This is a genomic window from Stenotrophomonas sp. YJH_SMC_119 (assembly GCF_059368315.1).
On the sequence record NZ_JCAFRP010000001.1, the window covers coordinates 355,753 to 378,127 of the forward strand.

At 68.5% G+C, this 22,375-nt stretch carries 17 protein-coding genes; 4 read left to right on the forward strand and 13 right to left on the reverse strand.

Annotation, left to right across the window (positions count from 1 at the left end):
* Nucleotides 1-54 precede the first annotated feature (54 nt).
* The 4 genes from AC5P6S_RS01630 to nudE are packed head-to-tail and all read right to left on the reverse strand — an operon-like array spanning nucleotide 55 to nucleotide 2,597.
* Nucleotides 55-384, reverse strand: a complete 330-nt coding sequence (locus tag AC5P6S_RS01630; RefSeq protein ID WP_060380757.1) for a YnfA family protein — start codon at nucleotides 382-384, stop codon at nucleotides 55-57.
* Nucleotides 381-1,220: a nucleoside triphosphate pyrophosphohydrolase gene (mazG, locus tag AC5P6S_RS01635; protein WP_049450690.1), complete on the reverse strand. Its 840-nt coding sequence runs from the start codon at nucleotides 1,218-1,220 to the stop codon at nucleotides 381-383. Before mazG ends, AC5P6S_RS01630 begins: the two co-directional genes overlap by 4 nt.
* A 13-nt stretch (nucleotides 1,221-1,233) precedes the next feature.
* Nucleotides 1,234-2,037: a 3'(2'),5'-bisphosphate nucleotidase CysQ gene (gene cysQ, locus AC5P6S_RS01640; protein ID WP_005410708.1), complete on the reverse strand. Its 804-nt coding sequence runs from the start codon at nucleotides 2,035-2,037 to the stop codon at nucleotides 1,234-1,236.
* Entirely contained in the window at nucleotides 2,034-2,597 is a 564-nt protein-coding gene (nudE, locus tag AC5P6S_RS01645; RefSeq protein ID WP_033833433.1) for an ADP compounds hydrolase NudE, read from the reverse strand. Before nudE ends, cysQ begins: the two co-directional genes overlap by 4 nt.
* Nucleotides 2,598-2,674: 77 nt before the next feature.
* On the opposite strand from nudE, the gene bioA reads away from it, so the two are divergent.
* Both bioA and AC5P6S_RS01655 read left to right on the forward strand, forming a co-directional pair.
* A complete protein-coding gene (gene bioA, locus AC5P6S_RS01650; protein ID WP_033833434.1) occupies nucleotides 2,675-4,066 on the forward strand; it encodes an adenosylmethionine--8-amino-7-oxononanoate transaminase in 1,392 nt (463 codons plus the stop codon).
* Nucleotides 4,057-4,794: a 16S rRNA (uracil(1498)-N(3))-methyltransferase gene (locus tag AC5P6S_RS01655; RefSeq protein WP_005414248.1), complete on the forward strand. Its 738-nt coding sequence runs from the start codon at nucleotides 4,057-4,059 to the stop codon at nucleotides 4,792-4,794. The genes bioA and AC5P6S_RS01655 overlap by 10 nt, the downstream gene beginning before the upstream one ends.
* Before the next feature lie 102 nt (nucleotides 4,795-4,896).
* Here AC5P6S_RS01655 and AC5P6S_RS01660 read toward each other — a convergent pair whose 3' ends face one another.
* From AC5P6S_RS01660 to pilG, 7 genes are all read right to left on the reverse strand, one after another.
* The gene (locus tag AC5P6S_RS01660; RefSeq protein WP_005410712.1) at nucleotides 4,897-5,361 is read right to left on the reverse strand and encodes a chemotaxis protein CheW; all 465 of its coding nucleotides are present in this window, start codon (nucleotides 5,359-5,361) and stop codon (nucleotides 4,897-4,899) included.
* Nucleotides 5,358-6,683, reverse strand: a complete 1,326-nt coding sequence (locus tag AC5P6S_RS01665) for a chemotaxis protein CheB (RefSeq protein WP_043034489.1) — start codon at nucleotides 6,681-6,683, stop codon at nucleotides 5,358-5,360. The genes AC5P6S_RS01660 and AC5P6S_RS01665 overlap by 4 nt, the downstream gene beginning before the upstream one ends.
* Nucleotides 6,670-13,347, reverse strand: a complete 6,678-nt coding sequence (locus AC5P6S_RS01670; RefSeq protein ID WP_495204437.1) for an Hpt domain-containing protein — start codon at nucleotides 13,345-13,347, stop codon at nucleotides 6,670-6,672. Before AC5P6S_RS01670 ends, AC5P6S_RS01665 begins: the two co-directional genes overlap by 14 nt.
* A 100-nt stretch (nucleotides 13,348-13,447) precedes the next feature.
* Entirely contained in the window at nucleotides 13,448-15,484 is a 2,037-nt protein-coding gene (locus AC5P6S_RS01675) for a methyl-accepting chemotaxis protein (protein WP_005410715.1), read from the reverse strand.
* Nucleotides 15,485-15,525: 41 nt separating this feature from the next.
* Nucleotides 15,526-16,056: a chemotaxis protein CheW gene (locus AC5P6S_RS01680; protein ID WP_005410716.1), complete on the reverse strand. Its 531-nt coding sequence runs from the start codon at nucleotides 16,054-16,056 to the stop codon at nucleotides 15,526-15,528.
* The gene (locus AC5P6S_RS01685; protein ID WP_005410717.1) at nucleotides 16,056-16,418 is read right to left on the reverse strand and encodes a response regulator; all 363 of its coding nucleotides are present in this window, start codon (nucleotides 16,416-16,418) and stop codon (nucleotides 16,056-16,058) included. The genes AC5P6S_RS01680 and AC5P6S_RS01685 overlap by 1 nt, the downstream gene beginning before the upstream one ends.
* An 18-nt stretch (nucleotides 16,419-16,436) precedes the next feature.
* Nucleotides 16,437-16,838, reverse strand: coding sequence for a twitching motility response regulator PilG (pilG, locus tag AC5P6S_RS01690; protein WP_005418455.1), 402 nt, complete (start codon nucleotides 16,836-16,838; stop codon nucleotides 16,437-16,439).
* Between the two features lie 240 nt (nucleotides 16,839-17,078).
* On the opposite strand from pilG, the gene gshB reads away from it, so the two are divergent.
* Both gshB and AC5P6S_RS01700 read left to right on the forward strand, forming a co-directional pair.
* Nucleotides 17,079-18,026, forward strand: coding sequence for a glutathione synthase (gshB, locus tag AC5P6S_RS01695; RefSeq protein WP_005410718.1), 948 nt, complete (start codon nucleotides 17,079-17,081; stop codon nucleotides 18,024-18,026).
* A complete protein-coding gene (locus tag AC5P6S_RS01700; RefSeq protein WP_049459282.1) occupies nucleotides 18,026-18,910 on the forward strand; it encodes an energy transducer TonB family protein in 885 nt (294 codons plus the stop codon). Before gshB ends, AC5P6S_RS01700 begins: the two co-directional genes overlap by 1 nt.
* A gap of 295 nt (nucleotides 18,911-19,205) precedes the next feature.
* Here AC5P6S_RS01700 and tsaB read toward each other — a convergent pair whose 3' ends face one another.
* Together tsaB and yoaA are read right to left on the reverse strand one after the other, a co-directional pair.
* Nucleotides 19,206-19,919: a tRNA (adenosine(37)-N6)-threonylcarbamoyltransferase complex dimerization subunit type 1 TsaB gene (tsaB, locus tag AC5P6S_RS01705; protein ID WP_012481047.1), complete on the reverse strand. Its 714-nt coding sequence runs from the start codon at nucleotides 19,917-19,919 to the stop codon at nucleotides 19,206-19,208.
* Between the two features lie 9 nt (nucleotides 19,920-19,928).
* Entirely contained in the window at nucleotides 19,929-21,977 is a 2,049-nt protein-coding gene (gene yoaA / locus AC5P6S_RS01710) for a DNA repair helicase YoaA (protein ID WP_012481048.1), read from the reverse strand.
* Nucleotides 21,978-22,375: the final 398 nt, after the last annotated feature.

Below are 22,375 nucleotides of genomic sequence, written 5' to 3' on the forward strand. Positions count from 1 at the left end.
GGCTTGCGCGCGCCAGCGCGGTCGGAAGGAGGCGCAGCCACGCATGGCCCGGCGCTACCCTGATGAGGTGCGCGGCCCGAACATGATCACCGCCATGCCGGCCAGGCACAGCGCAGCGCCCAGCAGGTCCCAGCGGCTGGGGCGGATGCCGTCGACCAGCCATAACCAGAACAGCGCGGTGCCGATGTACACGCCACCGTAGGCGGCATAGACCCGTCCACTGGCGGTCGGGTGCAGGGTCAGCAGCCAGGCGAACAGGGCCAGGCTGGCGGCCGCCGGCAGCAGCAGCCAGATGCTGCCGCCCTTGCGCAGCCACAACCACGGCAGGTAGCAGCCAACGATCTCGGCCAGCGCCGTCAGCAGGAACAGGCCGAGTGTCTTCACGCCTTCTCCGCCGCCTTGGCGTGCTGCCACAACGCTTCCTGCGCATCCAGGCCCATCGCAGCCAGCGCCCCACCCTGCGCGTCGGCCTGCGCTTCCATCGCGCGGAAGCGGCGTTCGAATTTGTGGTTGGCCCCGCGCAGCGCCGCACCCAGGTCGATGTCGGCATGGCGCGCCAGGTTGGCGCAGACGAACAGCAGGTCGCCCAGTTCTTCCTGCAGCCGCGCCTTGTTGCCGGCGATATCGCCGCGTTCGAACTCCTCGCGCAGTTCCTGCAGTTCCTCGGCCGCCTTGTCCAGCACCGGTAACGGGCCGGGCCAGTCGAAGCCGACCTTGGCCGCACGCGACTGCAGCTTCACCGCCCGCTGCCATTCCGGCAGCCCGCGCGAAATGCCGGCCAGCGCGGAGGTGTCCTGCTCGCCCTTGGCGGCACGCTCGGCACGCTTGATCGCATCCCAGTTGCGCGTCACGCCGTCGGCATCGTCGACGCTCACGTCGGCGAACACGTGCGGGTGACGGCGCTGCATCTTGTCGCTGATCGCGCGTGCGACCTCGGCGAAGGCAAAGGCCCCCTGCTCTTCGGCCATGCGCGCATGGAACACCACCTGCAGCAGCAGGTCGCCCAGCTCGTCACAGAGATCGTCGAGATCGCCACGGTCGATCGCATCGGCCACCTCGTAGGCTTCCTCGATGGTGTACGGCGCGATGGTTGCGAAGTTCTGCTCCAGATCCCACGGGCAGCCGCCCTGCGGGTCACGCAGGCGCGCCATGATCGCCAGCAGGCGCTCCAGCTCGTGGGCGGCGGCGCTGCCGGTGGTGGGGGTGTCGTGCGCGCTCATGCGGCCTCCAGGGTCAGTCGGACAACCAGTCGCGCCACGGCAGGCTGGTATCACCAAGGGCAATGAAATCGCCGTTCAACAGGGTTTCGCGGCGGTTGTAGCGGAACGGCTTGCCGGTCGCAGCCGACAGTACCGCACCGCCGGCGGCGTGCAGTACGCACTGGCCGGCGGCGGTATCCCATTCGGAGGTCGGGCCCAGCCGCGGATAGACATCCAGGCCACCTTCGGCGATCCGGCAGAATTTCAGCGACGAGCCCTGCGCGATGGTCTCGATGCGGCCCATCCTCGCCAGCAGCGCCTCGGTTTCCGGTGAGCGGTGCGAGCGGCTGGCGGCGACGCGCAGCGGGGCGGTGGCCGGCGTGCGGGTACGCAGCACGGTGTCGTGCAGGCCCTGCCGGCGATAGGCCAGCTCGCCACGCATGGCATGCCAGACGATGCCGGTGACCGGGGCCAACACCACGCCGAAGGCAGGTGCGCCCTGGTAGATCAGCGCGATGTTGACGCTGAACTCGCCATTGCGCTTGACGAACTCGCGGGTGCCGTCGAGCGGATCCACCAGCCAGTACGCGCCCCAGTGGCGGCGGTGCTCCCACGGCACCTGCGCCGATTCCTCCGACAGGATCGGCAGGTCCGGGGTCAGCTGGCGCAGGCCCAGTTCGATGACCTGGTTGGCGGCCAGGTCGGCGGCGGTGACCGGGCTGTCGTCGTCCTTGATCTGCACCTCGAAGCCATCGGCGTACACCTGCATGATGGCCTGTCCGGCTTCCTGGGCGATGGCGATGGCGGTCTCGCGCAGGTCCGTGGTCAGTTTGATCATCGCGTTCCCTGCAGCCACTGGCGAGCGATGAACAGCGCCGCCAGCGAGCGTCCCTCGGAGAAGTCCTCGCGCAGCATCAGCTGGTCCAGTTCGGCCAGCTTCCACGGCACCACCTCCAGTTCTTCCGGCTCGTCGCCGGCCAGCTTTTCCGGATACAGGTCGCGTGCCACCACCAGCCACGACTGGTGGCTCATGTAGGTGGGGGCCAGGGTCATCGCGCGCAGCACGTCGACCCGGCGTGCACCGTACCCGGCCTCTTCCTTCAGCTCGCGGTCGGCGGCCTGCCCGGGGGTTTCGCCGGCGTCGATCCGGCCCTTGACCAGGCCCAGTTCATAGCGGTGCATGCCGGCGGCGTATTCACGCACCAGCAGCACCGTCTCGTCGTCGAGCATCGGCACCACCACCACCGCACCATGGCCACGGCTGACCAGGCGTTCGAAGCGGCGGCGTTCACCGTTGGAGAACTCCAGGTCCAGGTGCTGGCGCTGGAAGGGGCCGTTCTCCTCATCGGTGATCCGATGGATGATCGGCAAGCGCCGGCCGGCACGGTCATCGTTCATGCGGAATCTCCGCGGCGGCCGGCGCCAGCGCCGGGGCCGATAGAATGTGCAGGCAGCAACATGTTCATGAGCCCGAAATGCTAGCAGACCCAACCCCCTCCCCGCTGGCCCAGCACTGGCGGCAACGCGACCTGCAGGTGCTGTGGCATCCGTGCACGCAGATGCGTGAGCACCCGCACACCCTGCCGCTGGTGCCGATCGCCCGTGGTGAAGGCGCATGGCTGATCGACCACGACGGCAACCGCTATCTGGACGCCGTCAGCAGCTGGTGGACCAATCTGTTCGGCCATGCCGAGCCGCGCATCGGCGGCGCCATCGCGGCGCAGGCCGGGCAGCTGGAACAGGTGATGCTGGCTGGCTTCGGCCATGAGCCGGCGATCACCCTGGCCGAGCGCCTGCTGGCGCTGGCGCCACGCCAGCCCGGCCGCGAGCCGCTGGCCAAGGTGTTCTATGCCGACAACGGCTCGGCCGGCGTTGAAGTCGCGCTGAAGATGGCCTTCCAGTACTTCCAGAACCGCGGCGAGCCGCGGCGCACGCGCTTCATCGCGCTGGAGAACGGTTACCACGGCGAGACCCTTGGAGCGCTGGCGATGGCGGACATTCCGCTGTACCGCCGCGTCTACGCGCCGCTGCTGGCCGAAGGCCTGTTCGCGCCCTCGCCCGATGCCTACCTGGCCGAGCCGGGCCAGAGTGCGGCTGATCGCGCACGCCAGGCCGCTGATGGTCTGGCCACCCTGTTTGACCAGCATCCCGGCGAGATCTGCGCGGTGATCCTGGAGCCGCGCCTGCAGTGCGCCGGCGGCATGCGCATGCATGACCCGGTGTACCTGCAGCGGGTGCGCGAACTGTGTGATGCGCACGGCGCATTCATGATCGCCGACGAGATCGCCACAGGCTTCGGCCGCACCGGCACCCTGTTCGCCTGCGAGCAGGCCGGGGTGATGCCGGACCTGATGTGCCTGTCCAAGGGCCTGACCGGCGGCTTCCTGCCGCTGGCCGCGGTGCTGGCCACGCAGGCGCTGTACGACGCCTTCCTTGATGACTCGCGCGAGCGCGCCTTCCTGCATTCGCACAGTTACACCGGCAACCCGCTGGCCTGTGCGGCTGCGCTGGCGACGCTGGACATCTTCCGCGACGACGATGTGATCGCCCGCAACCGTGGCATCGCCTCGGTGATGGGCGCGCTGGCTGCGCCATTGAGCGACCATCCGCACGTGGCCGACGTCCGCCAGGCCGGCATGGTGGTGGCCTTCGAGCTGTCGCGTGATGGCAACAAGCGCACGCCGTTCGATCCAGCGCTGCGACTGGGCCTGCACGCCTACAAGGCTGCGCTGAAACGTGGCGTGGTGCTGCGTCCGCTGGGCGACGTGCTGTACTGGATGCCACCCTACTGCGTGGATGACGAACAACTGGAGCTGCTGGCACATACCACGCTGGCGGCGATTGACGAGGCGATTGCATGCGCGTGACCCGCTGCCCCATCGACCTGGCGCTGCACAGCGGCCAGACCGTGACCCTGCCGGAAGAGACGGCCAACCATCTGGTGCGGGTGATGCGCCTGCGCGAGGGTGATACCTGCGTGCTGTTCAACGGCGATGGCCACGACTACAGCGCCACGCTGACCGCCGCCGGCAAGCGCGAGGTGCAGGTGCGCATCGATGCGGTGCAGGCGGTGGACAACGAATCGCCGCTGGCGATCACTCTGCTGCAGGGCATTGCCCGAGGCGAGAAGATGGACCTGATCCTGCAGAAGGCCACCGAGCTGGGCGTGAGCGCCATCGTTCCGGTGAATGCCGAGCGCACCGAAGTGAAGCTGGATGCCGCGCGCGCGGAGAAGCGCGTAGCGCACTGGAACAACGTGGTGACCTCGGCCTGCGGCCAGTCCGGGCGCGCGCGCATTCCGCAGGTTGGATCGCCGGTGTCACTGGCGCAGGCGGCGGCGACGCTGCCGGCCGATACGCTGCGGCTGACGCTGGACCCGCACGGTGCCCATCGACTGTCGACGCTCGACGCGGCGCCGACGGGCGGCATCGTGATCGCGATCGGCCCGGAAGGCGGCTGGTCGCCGCGCGACCGGGATCAGCTGGCAGCGGCAGGATTCCAGGGCCTGCAGCTCGGCCCGCGCATCCTGCGCACGGAGACGGCCGGCCTGGCCGCGATCGCGGCATTGCAGGCGCGGTTGGGCGACCTGGGGTGAGGTTGATTGGTGGTAGTGCCGGCCGCTGGCCGGCATCCAAGGGATCACGAGGTTGCCGGCCAGCGGCCGGCACTACCGGGAACCCGACCGGCGGATTGCCGATCAGGCCGCCAGCGAATCCAGCGCGGCTTCCAGCGCATCCAGGTTCGGCAGCAGCGCGCTCTGCTCACCCAGCAGCACGCGCATGTGCACGATCTGCGGCAGGGTTTCCTCGGAAGCATCGGCCAGCAGGCCATCGCGCGGCACCGAGATCAACTGCGGGAAATTCTGCGTCAGCAGCGCGTAGTACGGGCGCTGCGCGTTGCCGCTGAGGGCCTTCAGCACGACGACCTTGTTGTGGCCGCCCACGGCTTCCTCGCCCAGGCCGGAAAGGCGCGCGAACGACACCAGCGGCACCTGCCAGCCGTGCCAGCCGATTTCGCCGACCAGCCAGCGCGGGGCGTCGGAAACCGGCTGCACCGGCACCCGCGACATCATTTCGGCCACGGTGGCATTGGGCAGCAGCACGCGCTCGTTGCCGGCCTGGATCAGGACGCCGCGGATTTCGTCATTGCTGGCATAGCTCATGGTGCCTCTCCGTTATCATCTTCCACGCCCCAGCGCGCGGCGATGGCCTGCGCCAGTTCCTGTGGCTCACCCGCCACCATGCCAGCGGCGACCACCGCCGTGGCTGCGGCAGGGTCATAGCAGCCCTCGCCGACCTGCCCGGCCACCCAGGCACCGGCGGCGGCCAGATCCAGCGCCGGACCCACATGCGCAAGGTCGGCGCCGCTGAGCAGGACCAGCGCAGTGTGGTCGGCCGGCAGCCCGGCAATCGAAATGCCTTGCGCGTCGCTGACGAAATGCAGGCCGTCGCTGGCGGCCTGCACGCCGATGTCATCGGCCAGCACATGCACTTCACCGGGTGTTGCACGCTGGCCGGCTTCGGCCAGCTGCACCGGCAACGGCGACACGCGTGCCATCTGCTTGACCAGGTTGCCGTAGCGGCCACCGTCCAGGCGCATGTGCACCAGCACCGGCACGCTCAGCGACGACGGCAGCGCACCGAGCAGGCGGCGCAGCGCATCCGGGCCACCAATGCCGGCCAGCACCAGCAGCGAGCCGGCACGTGCGCCCGCAGGCGCCGCAGTGTCCAGGTCCACCAGGCTGAGGTGATCGGTATCGAAGGACGGCAGCGGGGCTTCCATCGCGGCGCTGTACCCGGTGGCTGCGGGCGCGTCTGCTACGTCCTCGACCAGCGACCACGCGGTGTGGTCGAAGGACACCGGCGGCGTTGCCGGTGTGGCAACCGGCTGCATCGGCACTGTCTCCAGCGGCTCCGGCACCACCGGCTGCAGCGCGGCCAGTGCCTGCTCCAGCGCGATCGGTTCGTGCAGGTGCGCCGGTGGCGCATACAGGCTGTCCGCCGGCACCTCGTCGGCCCAGCTCAATGCCTGGTCCAGATGCGGCTGGAGCGCTTCTTCCCGTGGTGCCGGCGGTGGTGCCGGGTGACCCGGTTCCAGCTGCAGGGCGGGTTCGTCTTCCGCACCCGGCGGCAGCACCTGCTGGTGGCCGTGCAGCTTGGCGGCCAGGTGGCGGCCCCAGCGCTGTGCCTCCCAGCCATCACGGCGCGCCGCCAGCTCGGCTTCGTCGAAGACCAAGGTCAGGCCTGGTGCGGACAGCACCGCTTCAAGCCGCTCCAGAGCATCCTCGATGGCCGCTTCCAGCGCGATCACCACGAACTGTGGACGCGCGTCCTGCAGCAGCTGCGGCTCCAGGCCGTTGGGGTCGTCTTCCAGCACCAGCTGCACATCGGCATGCGACAACGCCTCGCGCAGGCGCTCGCGCGCTGCGCCAGGACGGGCCAGCAGGGCGACGGCCGGGGCCGCCTGGGCTTCACTCACGGACACGGGCGATCCCCAGCAGGTCGTACACGTTACGCATCAGGTCCAGCTCCTGGTACGGCTTGCCCAGGTAGCGCTGCACGCCGATCTCGAAGGCGCGCTGGCGGTGCTTGTCGCCGCTGCGCGAGGTGATCATCACGATCGGCACGTCCTTGTAGCGGGGGTCGGCGCGCATCGCGGTGGCCAGCTCGTAACCATCCATGCGCGGCATCTCGATGTCCAGCAGCATCAGGTCGGGCACGCGTTCTTCCAGGCGCTCCAGTGCTTCCACGCCGTCGCGGGCGACGCTGACCTCGAAGTTGTGGCGTTCGAGGATGCGCCCGGTCACCTTGCGCATGGTCAGCGAATCGTCCACCACCATCACCAGCGGCACCTGTCGCTCCTGGCGCGGTGCGTTGGCCAGCACAGGCAGCGTCGGGTTGGCGAGGAAGCGGCGCACCAGCGGCGCTACGTCCAGGATCACCACCACGCGGCCATCGCCGGTGATGGTTGCACCGTAGATGCCCGGCACCGACGCGATCTGCAGGCCGACCGGCTTGACCACGATTTCGCGGTTGCCCAGCACCTGGTCGATCGCCACGGCGGCACGCAGGTCACCAGCACGGACCAGCAGCAGCGGTACCTGGTCCTGGCCATCGGCACGCGCCGGGGCCTGCCCGACCAGGCTGCCGAGGTCGTACAGCGGATAGTCCTCGCCGCTGTAGCGATAGCTGCTGTCGGCCGCTTCGAAACGCTCGCGCGACAGGCGGCCGATGCCACTGACCGATGCGACCGGCACCGCAAAGGTGGTTTCGCCGATCTGCACGAACACCGCCTGGGTGACCGCCAGCGTCTGCGGCAGGCGCAGGGTGAAGCGCACGCCCTGGCCACGCACTGACTGGATATCGACCGAACCGCCCAGCTGGCGCACTTCGTTGCGTACCACGTCCATGCCCACGCCACGGCCGGCCAGCTGGCTGACCTGGTCGGCGGTGGTGAAACCAGAGGCGAAGATCAGGTTGTCCAGTTCCTGCTCGTTCGGCTGCGCATCGGCAGCCAGCAGGCCACGGTCGATGGCGCGGCGGCGGATCGCCTCGCGGTCCAGGCCGGCGCCGTCGTCGGCCACTTCCAGCACGATTTCCGAGCCTTCGCGGTGCAGCCGGATGGCGATCTCGCCCTCCTCCGGCTTGCCGGCGGCGCGGCGCTGTTCCGGCGCTTCCAGACCATGCGCCACGGAGTTGCGCAGCATGTGTTCCAGCGGCGCGACCATGCGGTCGAGGACGTTGCGGTCCAGTTCGCCGTGGGTACCTTCCAGGGTCAGGTGGACCTGCTTGCCGGTATCCATGCCGGACTGGCGGACCACGCGGCGCAGGCGCGGCACCAGACCGTCGAACGGCACCATGCGCGCGCGCATCAGGCCATCCTGCAGTTCCGAGCTGACGCGCGACTGCTGCTGCAGCAGGGAGTCGTACTGGCGCGACAGATCGTCCAGGACGCCCTGCAGGCCACCAAGGTCGGCGGCGGACTCGTTCAGCGCACGGCTGAGCTGCTGCAGGGTGGAGAAACGGTCCAGTTCCAGCGGATCGAACTTCTGGTCCGCCTGGTCCTGCTCGCGCTGGTAGCGGGCGACGATCTGCGCCTCGGTTTCCAGGTCAAGTCGGCGCAGCTGGTCGCGCAGTCGCGCATTGGTGCGCTCCAGTTCGGCCATGGCACCACGGAAGGCACCCAGCTGCTGTTCCAGACGCGAGCGATAGATCGCCACTTCACCGGCATGGTTGACCAGGCGGTCGAGCAGGTCGGCGCGCACCCGCACCTGCTCCTGCTGCGGACGCGCCAGCGGATCTTCGTCGGCCACGCCTTCGGCCGGCAGTGGTGCCGACAGCGGGGCATCGGCCGGCGTCGTCAGCGGGCCCACAGCCTGTGCCGGCACGGCCTCGGCCTCGCTGGCCGCACGCGGGGACGCAGCGGCCGCCGCGATATCGGTGGTGGTGCGGACCTCGAAGGCCTCCACCAGGTCCTGTGCAGGCGCCACCACGCGGTGGGCACCGGTCCGCGTCAGCAGCTGGTGCAGGCGGTCGAAGCCGCGCTCCAGCAGCTGCACGTCGCGGCGATCAATCTCGGTGCGGCCGGCCGCCACGGCTTCCAGCAGGGATTCGATGCTGTGGCCAAGGTCGCCGATGGCATTGATGCCGGCCATGCGTGCGCCACCCTTCAGGGTATGCAGGTCACGCTGCAGGCCGGCCAGCACCTCGCGATCCTGCGGCGCATTGCGAAGCTCGCTGATCAGGCCATCGCAGTGGTCGAGCAGGTCCTTGCCTTCCTCGACGAAGATGTCGACCAGTTCGCGGTCGTACACACTGAAGTCGAGCGCATCGGCGCCATCCGCGGTGTCTTCCAGGGTGGAGGCTTCATCGTGGAGCGGCGCCCGCTCCCCGGCGTCGGCCTCGGCAGGTTCGGCATCGGTGTTGGCCGTGCCCTGCCCCGGCGCTTCTTCCAGTTCGAAGAACCGCACCGGCTCGGCGGTGGCCTGCAGTGCTTCGGCAGCGCTCGCCTCGTTCACCGTCGCCGGGGACGGCTGATCGGCGCTCTCTCCTTCGCCGACCGCCGCCTCCCCGCCGACGTCCGCATCCTCGGCAAAGGCTTCCGCCTCGCCCGGCGCGAGTTCGCTGGCCTGGAGGCCGAGCACGGGCCATTGCCCGTCGTCGTCCAGGGTCTGCTCTTCTTCGATCACGTGCAGGCCGGCCTCGAGCGCGGCTGCCAGCGTGACCGGTTCTGCAAAACCCGGCGCAGCCATTTCATCCTGCAGGCTCGACAGCCCGCTGTCGAGTGGCAGTGCAGCAGCGGCGTCAATGACGCTGTCATCGCCACTGCCCGAATCAAAGGACAACGGCGTATTCAGGTCGATCGCGTCAACTTCCGCAGGCACCGGCCACTCTTCCGCGTCGCGGTCATCCACCGGCAGCGCACTGGCGTCGAGGTAGGGCGACAGATCGTCGGCCATGGTCAGATCAGCGTCGTCGACCGTCGCGATCGTGGGCACGGCATCTGCTTCGGCCACTTCGACAACAGGCGCACTCTCGACCGGCTGGATCGATTCAATCGCGCCGGTGTCCGCCACGGCAGGTTCACCTTCGCCCGGCACCGACGGCCAGCCGGCGTCGAAGTAACGCGAAAGATCGTCGCTGGCGGTCAGCTCGCCCACGTCCAGGCCGCTGTCGGCCGCGATGTCCAGCGTCTGCGGGTCGGTTGCAGCTGGAACCGGTTCCAGCGCATCTTCGGCAAGCGGCTGCGGCTCGGCAATGAGATCGGGCGCCACATCGAAAGCGGACGCCATGCTGGTTTCGTCCAGCGTGTCCAGCCCGGCCAGCGGCGCTTCGGCTTCGGATGCCCGCCCGACATCGGGCGCCAGCGCGATGCCCTCTTCATCCTCGTCCTCCAGCCCGACCATCGGCCAGCGCGCTTCCGGCAGTTCACCGGCCAGCGCCTGCAGGCGCTGTACCAGCGCTTCCTGTGGCGTGATGCGCGGCTGCTCGGCCTGCAGCGCTTCCATGGTCGCGGTGATCGCCTGCGCGGTCGCATCCAGCGCGGCCACGCCCTCGTCGCCCGGCACCACGTCTGCAGCCAGCGCGCGCTTGATGTAGGACTCGGCACCGCCGGTAACGGCAGTGATTTCCGGCACTTCGGTCATCGCGAAGGCGCCGTTCATGGTGTGCACCGCGCGCAACAGCGCGTCGCTGACCGGCTGCGGCGCCTGCTGTGCCAAGCGCAGCCAGTCCTGCAGGGTCGCCTGGTGGACTTCCACTTCGGCTTCCAGGATCTCGCGCAGCACGCTGTCGATGTTGGCCGGCGTGCCCAATGCTTCGGGCGCCGGGTCCGCATCGGCTTCAGCCTGCACCGACGCCATTGCTTCGGCTTCGAGGATGCGGCTGATCTCGTCCTCGCCATCGGCTTCGACCACCGGTGCGGCGGGAGCGGCCGCAACCGGCAGCGGTACGTAATAGGTTTCCTCACCCGCGCCGACGCGATCGGCAATGGCCTGCATCGCCTGCAGGTCCACGCTGATCCGCTGGCCATGACGCAACGCGGCGTTCAGCTGCGGCAGCGCGGCATGCGCGTTGTCGACCATGGCCAGCACGGCTGGCGTCGCCGGGCGGCTGCCGTCGAGCACGCGGTTGAGCATGCCCTCGATCTTCCACGCAAATTCGCCCAGGGTGCGTGCACCGACCAGTCGGCCACTGCCCTTGAGCGTATGGAAGATGCGGCGGATGGGACGCAGACGGTCCATGTTGTCCGGCTGCATGCGCCATGCCGGCAGCAACGTTCCGAGGTTGGCCAGTTCGTCGTCGAACTCTTCCAGGAACACCTCGCGGATGTCCTCGTCGATGTTCTCGGCATCGTCGTCGAAGCCGGCCTCGAAGCCGGCGTCTGCATCTTCCGCGCTGCCCACGGCGACCGGCGCTTCCGCATCGGCCGGCGTCGGGGTCGCCTGCGGATTGAAGTCCGCGGCGGCAGCGCTCAGCTCGGCAAAGAACTGCGCGTCGGCTTCGCTGAAATCAATCGGTGCGATGGTGTCGATGTCGATCATCGACACCGCCGCTGCCGGCACATCGGCAAGCGGTGCGGGCGCTTGCACCGGCACATCCACGGGGGTGATGTCCGGCTCTGCGGCAGCCGGGCTCTCTTCCACCACCGCAGGGGCAGCGGCATCGACGCTCTCCAGCGACGGATGCAGCCCGGCAGCGTCCTCCAGCGACAATGCCTCCATCGCATGCAGCGACAACACGTCGTCGGCATTGTCCAGCGCATCGGCATCGAAACGGAACACGACGTCGTCACTTGCAGAAACCGCGTCATGTTCGGCGGCCACCGGGTCGAACCCCGGTGCGGCATGCGCGCCGGTCTCGATGGACAGCGAGGCGTCGGCGGCGTCCTCTACGTCCAGGCCGGTTGTCGCATCGGACTGCACTGGCAGAGCCGCCTCCGACAGCGTCCAATGGGCGGCGGCGCCCTGCCCTGCATCGAGCTGTTCGAAACTGACCGGATCGAAGCTGGCAAACGTCGGACTGCGCTCATCGTCCGCTGGAGCGAGCGGATCGGCCTCAGGATGGAACGGTGCCAGATCCCATTGCGGGACCTCGGGTGCAGGTGCACTGGAGGCGGCAAAGACCAGCGGTGCATCCGACTCGTCACGCAGCGACAGCGGCGCGGAGGCGACGGATCCCAGCCCACCGAACATCAAGCTGTTGTCCGCCGCTGCCGGCGAAGGCGTGGCCGGTGGCGGATCGAAGGTGAAGTCCGGCAGCGGTACCGGCACCTCACCGGGTGCCGGCGCGGCCGACTGTACCGGGACCTCGATGTGCTCTGGCTGCAGTGCCTCGCCCTGCAGCACGACCGGCTCACGCTCGATCGACTGTGGCACGGACGCTGCCGGCTCAGCCGCATCGTGGTCCGGCAACGGCCAGTAGCGCAGCGCCTCAAGGCTGCTGCGGGTGATGTCGAGGATGTCCTCGCGACCCGGACGACGGTCGCGCAGGGCTTCCAGGTAGTACTCCAGGCTGGCCATGGCGTCGGCCAGCGTGTCCAGCTGGCGGCCACTCGGCACGCGCTGGCGACCGATCAGCTCGGCTTCGATGTACTGCTGCACACCGCGCAGGTAATCGGCGGCGGTACCCAGGTCGAGCATGCGCAGCGCACCGGACACATCGCCCAGCAGGCGCGGCACGTCGTGCAGCTCGGCATGGTTCCAGCTGGTTTCAATGAACGCGACGAAGTGCTCGCGCGCGGCGGCGAAGTTGGCGATGGCCTCGTGCGCCAGCACCTCTACCGTGCGCCGGTTCTCCACTGCGCTCGGATCGTCCTGGCCACTGCCGCCGGCGCCCAGATGGGCGACCTGGTCATCCAGCGACGCATCCACGTAGAGCAGCGCCCCGGCGATATCCAGCAGCAGGTTTTCGTCGATCTGCTGGCGGCCCTCGACCACGCCACGCAGGGCATCACGTTGCTGCACGACCACGCCGCGGGCCACGCCCAGGCCCATCATGCCCAGCGTATCGGCGACCGCACCGAGCTCGTTGGCCTGGGTCTGCAGCTGCTCCGGCGCACCGCCGGTACGCAGGTGCAGGTCCAGCGCATCCTTGATGCGCAGCAGTTCTTCCTTCACTGCACTGCCCACGGTATCGAGCAGCTCGCGGTTGCGCCCGCTCAGGCTGCCACGGGCATGGTCCAGCTCGGCCTCGGTGGCGGTGATGCTGTCCGGTGCGAATGCCAGCAGCACGCTGTCATGCACGCCCTCTTCGCCACGTGCGGCACGGATCTCGTTCAGCAGCGGCATCAGCACGATCGGGATGTCACGGTGACCGTTCTGCAGGCGCTCCAGGTAATCGGGCAGCAGCACGCTGCCACGCATCAGGGTCGCGCAGGCTTCATCCCGATCGGCCACGCCACCGGCGCCGATGGCATTGGCCAGCTGCTCCAGCTCCTCGGCCACCATGGCCGGGGCGTACAGCTCGACCATGCGCAGGGTGCCCTGTACCTGGTGCAGGTAGCCGGCGCAGATGCGCATGCGGCTGGCGTCGGTCGGGTCTTCCGCGTAGTACTCGACTTCGTTGCGCACCTGGCGCAGGGTCTCGTCCAGCTCGGGCTTGACCCAGCCCAGCGCTGCGTGGCTCATCGCATCGCGCAGACTGCTCATGGACGCGCTCCGTTCGCCGCCGCGCGGAAGCCGCGCGAGTTCTGGCGTGGGGAATGGAAATGCTTCATCGACTGGTTCCTTGCTCGCCGCCCTGCCCGCGTCACGCCGGCAGCTTGAAGTCGGCGACCGAACGACGCAGGTCGGCCGCCAGCTGCGCGAGGTGGCCGATCGATTCGGCGGTCTGCCCGGCACCCTGCGAGGTCTGGCCGGTGATCTGCCGGATCACGCCCATGGTGCGGGTGATGTCCGAGGCCGCAGCCGACTGCTGCTGGGCGGCGATGGAGATGTTCTTGATGAGGGTGTTCAGTGCATTGGACACGCGCTCGATCTCGGTCAGCGCGGTGCCGGCGTCCTCGGCCAGGCGTGCACCGGACACCACTTCGGCGGTGGTCTGTTCCATCGAGGTGACCGCTTCGTTGGTATCGGCCTGAATGGCCTGCACCAGGTTCTCGATGCGTCGGGTCGCGCCGGAGGTACGTTCTGCCAGGCGCTGCACTTCGTCGGCCACGACCGCGAAACCGCGGCCCGCTTCACCTGCCGAGGCCGCCTGGACCGCTGCGTTCAACGCCAGGATGTTGGTCTGTTCGGAAATGTCGTTGATCAGTTCCACGATCGAGCCGATTTCCTGCGACGACTCACCCAGGCGCTTGATGCGCTTGGAGGTTTCCTGGATCTGGTCACGGATCTGGTCCATGCCCTGGATGGTCTCGCGCACCACGCCGGCACCTTCGGCGGCGATCACCACCGAACGTTGTGCCACGTCGGCCGACTCGGCCGAGTTGCGCGACACCTGTTCGATGCTCGCCGCGATTTCGCCGATGCGGTCCGACGCCGAGGTGATCTGGTTGGCCTGGTGGCCCGCCGCCTCTGCCAGCTGCATGGCGGTGGCCTGGGTTTCCTGGGTGGACAGCGCGACCTTGGCCGAGGTGTCGTTGATGGTGGTCACCAGGTGGCGCAGCTCGTCGACGGCGTAATTGATCGCGTCGGCGATGGCGCCGGTCATGTCCTCGGTCACCGAGGCCTTCACCGTCAGGTCGCCCTCACCCAGCGAGGAGATTTCGTCCAGCAGCCGCATGATCGCCTGCTGGTTGCGGCTGTTGAATTCCACCTGGGTCTGGTAACGCAGTTCCTGCTCGCGCGAGCGGCTGCGCACGTTGGTGGAAACGAAGCCGATGATCGCGATCAGCGACAGCGCACCGGACACCACACCGATCCAGAAGTTCGGGAACAGGCGGGTGTCAGACACCGAGCCGAACGAGGAGAACGCGTCGAACAGCTTGCGGCTGTCATCCAGCATGTGGGCCGAACCCTGGCCCAGCGCGGTGGCGGCGGACTGCGCCGCGAACAGCTGGCGCGAGCTGGCCAGGATCGCGTCAGCGTCCTGCTTCATCGCTTCCCACTTCTGCTGAGACTGCTCCAGTGCGGCGACGGCGGCGGCACCGCGCACGGCGGTGATGCCCAGTTCCTCGTTGCCGTTGCGCAGGCCGTCGAGCACCTGCGAGAACACGGTGATGTCGCGTGCCAGTGCATCGCCGGACGTCGCTGCGGCGCTGCCACCGGCACGCATTTCGGTTACACGGCGGGCCATCGAGCCAGCCACCACGACCTGCTGCAGTGCGCTGTACACCTGCGACGACGGCGCGCCGGAGGCCGACATCGCACGCACCAGCTCGTTCAGCTGGGCCTGCAGGCCCGGCACCGCGCCGGTGAAGTTGTTGGCATTGCCGGCCAGCGCCAGCACCGCCGGTTCGCTGGCGACCAGCTGCCCGGCCTGCTTGCCCAGCGGCGCCCAGGTCTCGCCCAGGGTGGCGATGGCACCGGACACGCCCGGCTCCTTGCCGTAGCGCCCCTGCAGTGTCGACACGTTCTGTTCGATCGCGTTGCGGGTCGCCTTGAAAGCGGTGAACGCCTGCGCGTTGCCGCCCACCGCGTCACGGCCCTGGTTGGCCAGCTGCTGCGACAGCACCTGCAGGTCGGCCGCCTTGGAACCGGCATCGGCCAGGCGACTGCCCTGCCAGGTGGCGACGCCGGTGTTGACGCCGAACAGGATCATCGATGCCAGCAGCAGGAACAGCCAGAGGTTGCTGCCGCCCAGCCGCAGCTTGCCGGTCTTGGTGGCGTCCGAAGCAGTACTCATCGTTCAACCTCGATCTTCAATGCAGGGGGCGATGCCCGGCCTCAGGCCGCGGCTTGCCGGAATTCAGGGGTACGCGACAGCAGCGAGAGGGAGAACACGCCCCAGTCGTGGCCGTCGGCGTGGAAGGCGCGATCGACGAAGTGGCCGTAGCGCCCTTCGGCCAGCGTGCCGGCCGCGATCTGCTGGTCCAGTTCAAAGCTGCGCTGGCCGAACAGTTCATCGATGGTCAGGGCGACGTCGCCGCCGGCCTGGCGCATGATCAGCACGCGCTGGCCTTCCTGCTGCACGGTACGCGTGCCTTCCAGGAAGTACTTCAGGTCGACCACCGGGAACAGGTTGCCGCGCAGATTGCCCACGCCCAGCAGCCACGGCTGCGCGCACGGCACCGGGGTCACCGGCGGCATCGGCACGATTTCCACCACTTCGCGGAAATCGGACACCAGCCGGCGCTGGCCGACGCGGTAACCCACGCCACGCCAGAGGTCCTGGGCGAACTGCCGCTCGGGCAGCTGCACCGCGTGGGCCAGGCTGCGCCGTTCGTAGGCTTCGAGAATGTCGAAGGGCGAGCGCATCAGGCCACCAGTTCGTTGATCCGCGCGATCAGTTCATCCTCGCGCGGCGGCTTGACGATGTAATCGGCCGCGCCCTGGCGCAGGCCCCAGGCCTTGTCGGTTTCCATCGCCTTGGTGCTGACGATGATCACCGGGATGTGCTTGATCGCCGCATCACGGGCCATCGCGCGGGTGGCCTGGAAGCCGCTCATGCCGGGCAGGACCACGTCCATCAGCACCAGCTGCGGCACCTGGTCGCGGACCAGCTGCAGTCCATCCTCGGCATTGTCCGCCTCCAGCACCTCGTGGCCGGCACGGCGCAGCCACTGGGTGAACACCGCGCGGTCGGTCGGTGAATCCTCGATCAGAACGATACGAGCCATTGTGCCTTTCCCCCCTGGTCAGGCGTTGACGTATGTGCGGATGGCACCCAGCAGTTCTTCACGCGTGAAAGGCTTCGTCAGGTACTGCTCCGAGCCGACGATGCGTCCCCGCGCCTTGTCGAACAGGCCATCCTTGGACGAGAGCATGATGACCGGGGTCGCCTTGAACAGCTGGTTGCCCTTGATCAGCGCACAGGTCTGGTACCCGTCCAGGCGCGGCATCATGATGTCGACGAAGATGATCTGCGGCTGCTGGTCTGCGATCTTCGCAAGCGCTTCGAAGCCGTCGGTGGCGGTGACCACCTCGCAGCCTTCGCGCTTGAGCAGCGTTTCCGCAGTCCTGCGGATGGTCTTCGAATCATCGATGACCATCACCCGGAGTCCTGCGAGTTCCCCGCCCGCAGTCGTGTTTTCAGTCATTGCCTATCCCCAAGCGCACGGCCCGATCTCTGGCGGGGGCCGCTACGAAAGCGTATCTATATCGCACTTTCCGCGCCCGCTTCAAGGCCGCCCCATGGCGCGGGGCATGGCACCCTCCTGAACGTGACGGGTTTCGCAATGCGTGCGCGACCGCCGGGCGGACGCTGCGTTGCAGGACGGCGGGGAGGCGCGCGAGCGGCGTTGCCGCTACCATCAACGCCTTGCCTGACAGGTGCGCCCATGCCGTTGAACGTCATCGTGGTGATGGATCCCATCGCCCACATCAAGATCGCCAAGGACACCACCTTCGCCATGCTGCTGGAAGCCCAGCGCCGCGGCCATGCCCTGCACTACGTGCGCCCGGGCGGCCTGGCCCTGGAGGGTGGCGTAGCGGTGGCCCAGACCGCGCCGCTGCAGGTGCGCGACGACCCGGCCGGCTGGTATGAGCTGGGCGCGTTCAGCCGCACCGAGTTCGGCCCCGGCCAGATCGTGCTGATGCGCAAGGACCCGCCGGTCGACGCCGAATACATCTACGACACCCAGGTGCTGGACGTGGCCGCAGCGGCTGGCGCCTGCGTGGTCAACAACCCGCAGGGCCTGCGCGACTACAACGAGAAGCTGGCCGCGCTGCTGTTCCCGCAGTGCTGTCCGCCGACCCTGGTCAGCCGCGACGCGAAGGTCTTGAAGGCCTTTGCGCTGGAGCACGGCCAGGCCGTGCTGAAGCCGCTGGACGGCATGGGCGGCCGCTCGATCTTCCGCAGCGGCCAGGGCGATCCGAATCTGAACGTGATCCTGGAAACCCTGACCGACGGCGGCCGCAAGCTGGCGCTGGCCCAGAAGTTCATTCCCGACATCACCGCCGGCGACAAGCGCATCCTGCTGGTCGATGGCGAACCGGTCGACTACTGCCTGGCGCGCATCCCGCAGGGTGATGAATTCCGTGGCAACCTGGCCGCCGGCGGCCGCGGCGAAGGCCGCCCGCTGAGCGAGCGCGACCGCTGGATCGCCGCCCAGGTCGGCCCGGAGATGAAGCGCCGCGGCATGCGCTTCGTCGGCCTGGACGTGATCGGCGATTACCTGACCGAGGTCAACGTGACCAGCCCGACCTGCGTGCGCGAACTGGACGCGCAGTACGGCCTGAACATCGCCGGCACCCTGTTCGACGCACTCGAGGCCGGCCTGCGCTGATGTCTGCCGCACCTGCCGTCCTGCCCCCGCCGCCGCGCGAAGCGCAACGGCTGGGGGCGACCATCGCGCTGTCGGTGCTGGTCCACGCCCTGCTGATCCTGGGCGTGGGCTTCGCCGTGAAGGGCGATGCGCCGCTGGTGCCGACACTGGAAGTCATCTTCAGCCAGACCCGCACCGCGCTGACCCCGAAGCAGGCCGATTTCCTGGCCGCGGCCAACCAGGAAGGCGGTGGCGAGCACGACCGCGCACAGCGTCCGCGCGACAGCCAGGCCGGCATCGTGCCGCAGGCCCAGTCCGGAATCAGCCCGGTTCCACAGCAGCAGCAATCGGCCGCTCCGGTTCCGCCGCCACAGGCACGGGTGGTCAGCAGCCGCAATGGCGAAGAGGTGGTGGCGCAGGCGCAGTCCCGCCCCACGCCGGATCAGCCCGAACCGGATGCGCCCTTGAGCGCACGCGAACAGCGCGACGTGGAGATGGCGCGGCTGGCTGCCGAAGTACATCTGCGCTCGGCGCAGTACGCCAAGCGCCCGAACCGCAAGTTCGTGTCGGCCAGCACGCGTGAGTATGCCTATGCCAATTACCTGCGCGCCTGGGTCGACCGTGCCGAGAAGGTAGGCAACCTGAATTACCCGGATGAGGCGCGGCAGCGCCGCCTCGGCGGCCAGGTGGTGATCAGCGTGGGCGTGCGCCGCGATGGCAGCGTGGAGAGCAGCCGGATCCTGCGTTCGAGCGGTACGCCGTTGCTGGATGAGGCCGCCCTGCGGGTGGTGCAGCTGGCGCAGCCGTTCCCGCCGTTGCCGAAGACCGAGGATGAGATCGACATCCTGCAGGTTACCCGTACGTGGGTGTTCCTGCCGGGCGGCACCCTGCACGACGACCGGTAGGGTTTTGTTGCCCGGGCCTGCGGCCCGGGACCCGCTGGAGGCAACAGCAACAACTGAAGCAACAGCAACAGCGGCGGTTGGGCTGTGGGTTTGGCGGGGCGGTGTGGGCTTGCAGGACACGCCGTAAACCCATCCCTGGGGGCTCGATGGCGCCTTGCTCGTGTGCGCTGTCCTGCGCACACGAGCAAGCGGCGACCGAGCTTACAGGGACGTACTTGCAGCGCCCCCTGCGCAGCCCACCCGCCCGGCCAAACCACGGCTTTTGATCTACGCGACCAATCCCGCCACGAGGGGCTCAGCCGTTGGCCTTCGCCTTCGCCTCGCGCGCGGCCTGCTGCTCGACCAGGGTCAGCGCCACATTGTCACGCAGGTACGCCGGCTCGACCTTCTCCGGTGCAATGGCTTCGCCGCGAGCGAACGCCGGCACCGCCAGTGCCAACACATCCGACGCCCGCGGCAGCGCCGTCGCATCAAAGCCGCGCAGGCCGGTGCCCAGCTGGGTCACCAGTGCCCCCTCGGCTGCACCGAAACCGGTGCCGACACCGTAGGCCGACATCCCTTCCGGCAGCGCAACTGCAGCGGGTGCGCACACGCGCTCGGCATCACGTGCCACCGGCAGGCCGTCTACACGCTCGAAGCGCGCGACGTACAACTCCCCCATCCGTGCGTCGATCGCCGACAGGATCTGCGTTTCGTCCGCCGGTGCCCGCAGCGCCAGCACCTGCAGTGTCGAGACCGGCAGCAACGGCCGATCCAGTGCCAGCGCAATGCCTTGCGCGATGGCGATCGCCAGGCGAACGCCGGTGAACGCACCCGGGCCGCGGCTGAGCGCGATACCGTCCAGCTGGCGGCGGCTGATGCCGGCTTCGGCCAGCAGCGCCTCCGCCCACGGCAGGCTCAGTTCGGCATGCCGGCGCGGGGCGATCTCGAAGCGTTCCAGCACCTGCCCATCGACATGCAGGGCAACGGAACAGGCTTCGGTGGCGGTTTCAAAGGCGAGCAGTTTCATCGGATCGGGTCAGAACAGGGGGAACGTGGCACCGGGCGCCGGCTCGGGGCCGGTCGCAACGGCGGCCGGAGCAGCCGCACCATCGGCCACGGGCGCCCATTGTGGCGTAAAGAAGGCCTGCACATCGGCCAGACTGCGGGTACGGCGGAATGGCGGCAGTGAATCGAGGAAGACCCGGCCATAGCCACGGTTGAGCAGGCGCGGGTCGCACAATACCAACACACCACGGTCGCTCTCACTGCGGATCAGGCGACCGACGCCCTGTTTCAGCGCAATCACCGCCTGCGGCAGCTGCTCATCGCGGAACGGATTGCCACCCTGGCTGCGGATCGCCTCCAGCCGTGCCTCGTACACCGGATCGTCCGGTGCCGCGAACGGCAGCTTGTCGATCATCACCACGCTCAGCGCCTCGCCCACCACGTCCACGCCCTCGCGGAAACTGGCCGAGCCCAGCAGCACGCCATTGCCCGATTCGCGGAAGCGCTGCAACAGCGTCGCGCGCGGCGCCTCGCCCTGCACGAACAACGGCCATGGCCCATCACGCAGTGCCTCGGCGGCCTCGCGCAATGCACGGTGCGAGGCAAACAGCAGGAATGCCCTGCCCTGCGACGCCTGCAACACCGGCCGCAGGGTCTGGATCAACGCAGTACCGAAGCCCCGCGCAGCCGGATCAGGCAGGCCTTCGGGCAGGTAGCACAGCGCCTGCTCCGGCCAATTGAACGGGCTTGGCTGGACCAGCGTGTGTGGATCGTCCAGGCCCAGGCGGGTGGCGATGTGGTCGAAGCCACCGCCCACGGTCAGCGTCGCCGAGGTGAAGATCCATGCCGCGCGACTGCGTTCGCGATGCTCACGCAACGGGCCGGACACATCCATCGGCGTGCGCTGGCAGCGAAAACCACGTGGCGTGAGCTCGTACCAGAGCACATCAGCGGCAGTGGCGGTTTCCGCCGGGTCGGTATCGAAATCGAGGGCAGGTTCGTCATCGCCCAGCCAGCGGCTGAGCCGCGAGACCGCCTCGCGCGCCCGCGCATGGCAGGCATCCAGGCCCGCCGCGGCTTCGCGCAGCGGCTGCAGTGCCTGCTCCAGCGTCACCAACCCCGCCATCACCGTATCGAATCCATCGCGCACCTGCGGCATCGCCAACGCGCGCCATTGCGTGCCACGCGGCGGCAGTCCCTCCATCGCCGAACGCAGGGCCAGCAGCGCCTGCTGCAACTGGTCGACCGGTTCCTGCAGCGCCGACTGCGCGCCGCCGACGCCACGCGCTTCGGCCAGGCAGTCGCGGCCCAGTTCCTGCCACGGGCGCATGCCGAAACCTTCGCCGAAGAACTGCGCGGCCAATTCGGGCAGCTGGTGTGCCTCGTCGATGACGAAGGCCTGCGCCCCCGGCAGCAGTTCACCGAAACCGTCCTGCTTCAGGGCCAGATCGGCCAGCAGCAGGTGATGGTTGACCACCACCACATCGGCCGCCTGCGCACGCTGCCGCGCGCGCACCACGAAGCAGTCATCCCAGAACGGGCAGTCGGTACCCAGGCAGTTGTCGACAGTGGAAGTGACCATCGGCAGCAGCGGCGAATCATCGGCCAGGCCTTCCAGTTCGGCGATGTCACCGAACTCCGAACGACCGGACCAGGCCAGGATGCGCTGGAACTGCGCCGCCTGTTCGGGGCTGGAAAAACGCGGCTCGCCGCGCGCCTGCTGCAGGCGATAGCGGCACAGGTAGTTCGCGCGCCCCTTCAGCAGCGCACTGCGCAGGCCGACACCAAGTGCCTGACGCACCCGTGGCAGATCGCGGTGGTAGAGCTGGTCCTGCAGCGCGCGGGTTCCGGTGGAAATGATGGTACGCAACCCGGACAGCAGCACCGGCACCAGATAGGCAAAGGTCTTGCCAGTGCCGGTACCGGCCTCGGCCAGCAGCAGGTCACGCTGCTGCAGCGCATCGGCGATGGCTTCGGTCAGGTGCAGCTGTGCCGGACGCGGGACGAAGGCATCCAGGTGCGAGGCGAGCGCGCCGCCGTCGCTGAGGGCTTCGCGGCTGGCATGGACAAGGTCGGACATCAGAGGGAAAGGATACCCGGCCGGGCGCTGCCCGGCACCCGTTTCAAGCCGGAGCACCAGCAACAGCAACAGCGGTGTTCATGGCTCTGGGTTGTACTGGGGACTGGCGGGGGACTGTGGGTTTGCGGGGACGCCGTAAACCCGTCCCTGGGGGCTTGGCCGCGGCATCCATGCCGCGGACACCCCGCAAACCCACAGTCCCCGCCTTCGACAGTTTCCCGGTGACGGAGGGACGTGCTTCGCAAAGTCGAGCTTGCTCGACTGCCCTTTCAGAAGCGGTGGGTGGAACGGAAACAAGAAGGGGTCGGAGCCGTTTTCCTGCGAAAAACGGATCCGACCCCACAACGAGTGCGCGCAGCGCGCGACCCGCTTTTGATTTTCTTTTTCTCTTCCGTGGC

Excerpts from the sequence above, each read along its gene's own strand:
- mazG (WP_049450690.1), bottom strand. The coding sequence starts at position 1,220 with ATGAGCGCGCACGACACCCCCACCACCGGCAGCGCCGCCGCCCACGAG.
- cysQ (WP_005410708.1), bottom strand. The coding sequence starts at position 2,037 with ATGATCAAACTGACCACGGACCTGCGCGAGACCGCCATCGCCATCGCC.
- nudE (WP_033833433.1), bottom strand. The coding sequence starts at position 2,597 with ATGAACGATGACCGTGCCGGCCGGCGCTTGCCGATCATCCATCGGATC.
- bioA (WP_033833434.1), top strand. The coding sequence starts at position 2,675 with ATGCTAGCAGACCCAACCCCCTCCCCGCTGGCCCAGCACTGGCGGCAA.
- AC5P6S_RS01655 (WP_005414248.1), top strand. The coding sequence starts at position 4,057 with ATGCGCGTGACCCGCTGCCCCATCGACCTGGCGCTGCACAGCGGCCAG.
- AC5P6S_RS01660 (WP_005410712.1), bottom strand. The coding sequence starts at position 5,361 with ATGAGCTATGCCAGCAATGACGAAATCCGCGGCGTCCTGATCCAGGCC.
- AC5P6S_RS01670 (WP_495204437.1), bottom strand. The coding sequence starts at position 13,347 with ATGAGCAGTCTGCGCGATGCGATGAGCCACGCAGCGCTGGGCTGGGTC.
- AC5P6S_RS01675 (WP_005410715.1), bottom strand. The coding sequence starts at position 15,484 with ATGAGTACTGCTTCGGACGCCACCAAGACCGGCAAGCTGCGGCTGGGC.
- AC5P6S_RS01680 (WP_005410716.1), bottom strand. The coding sequence starts at position 16,056 with ATGCGCTCGCCCTTCGACATTCTCGAAGCCTACGAACGGCGCAGCCTG.
- AC5P6S_RS01685 (WP_005410717.1), bottom strand. The coding sequence starts at position 16,418 with ATGGCTCGTATCGTTCTGATCGAGGATTCACCGACCGACCGCGCGGTG.
- pilG (WP_005418455.1), bottom strand. The coding sequence starts at position 16,838 with ATGACTGAAAACACGACTGCGGGCGGGGAACTCGCAGGACTCCGGGTG.
- gshB (WP_005410718.1), top strand. The coding sequence starts at position 17,079 with ATGCCGTTGAACGTCATCGTGGTGATGGATCCCATCGCCCACATCAAG.
- AC5P6S_RS01700 (WP_049459282.1), top strand. The coding sequence starts at position 18,026 with ATGTCTGCCGCACCTGCCGTCCTGCCCCCGCCGCCGCGCGAAGCGCAA.
- tsaB (WP_012481047.1), bottom strand. The coding sequence starts at position 19,919 with ATGAAACTGCTCGCCTTTGAAACCGCCACCGAAGCCTGTTCCGTTGCC.
- yoaA (WP_012481048.1), bottom strand. The coding sequence starts at position 21,977 with ATGTCCGACCTTGTCCATGCCAGCCGCGAAGCCCTCAGCGACGGCGGC.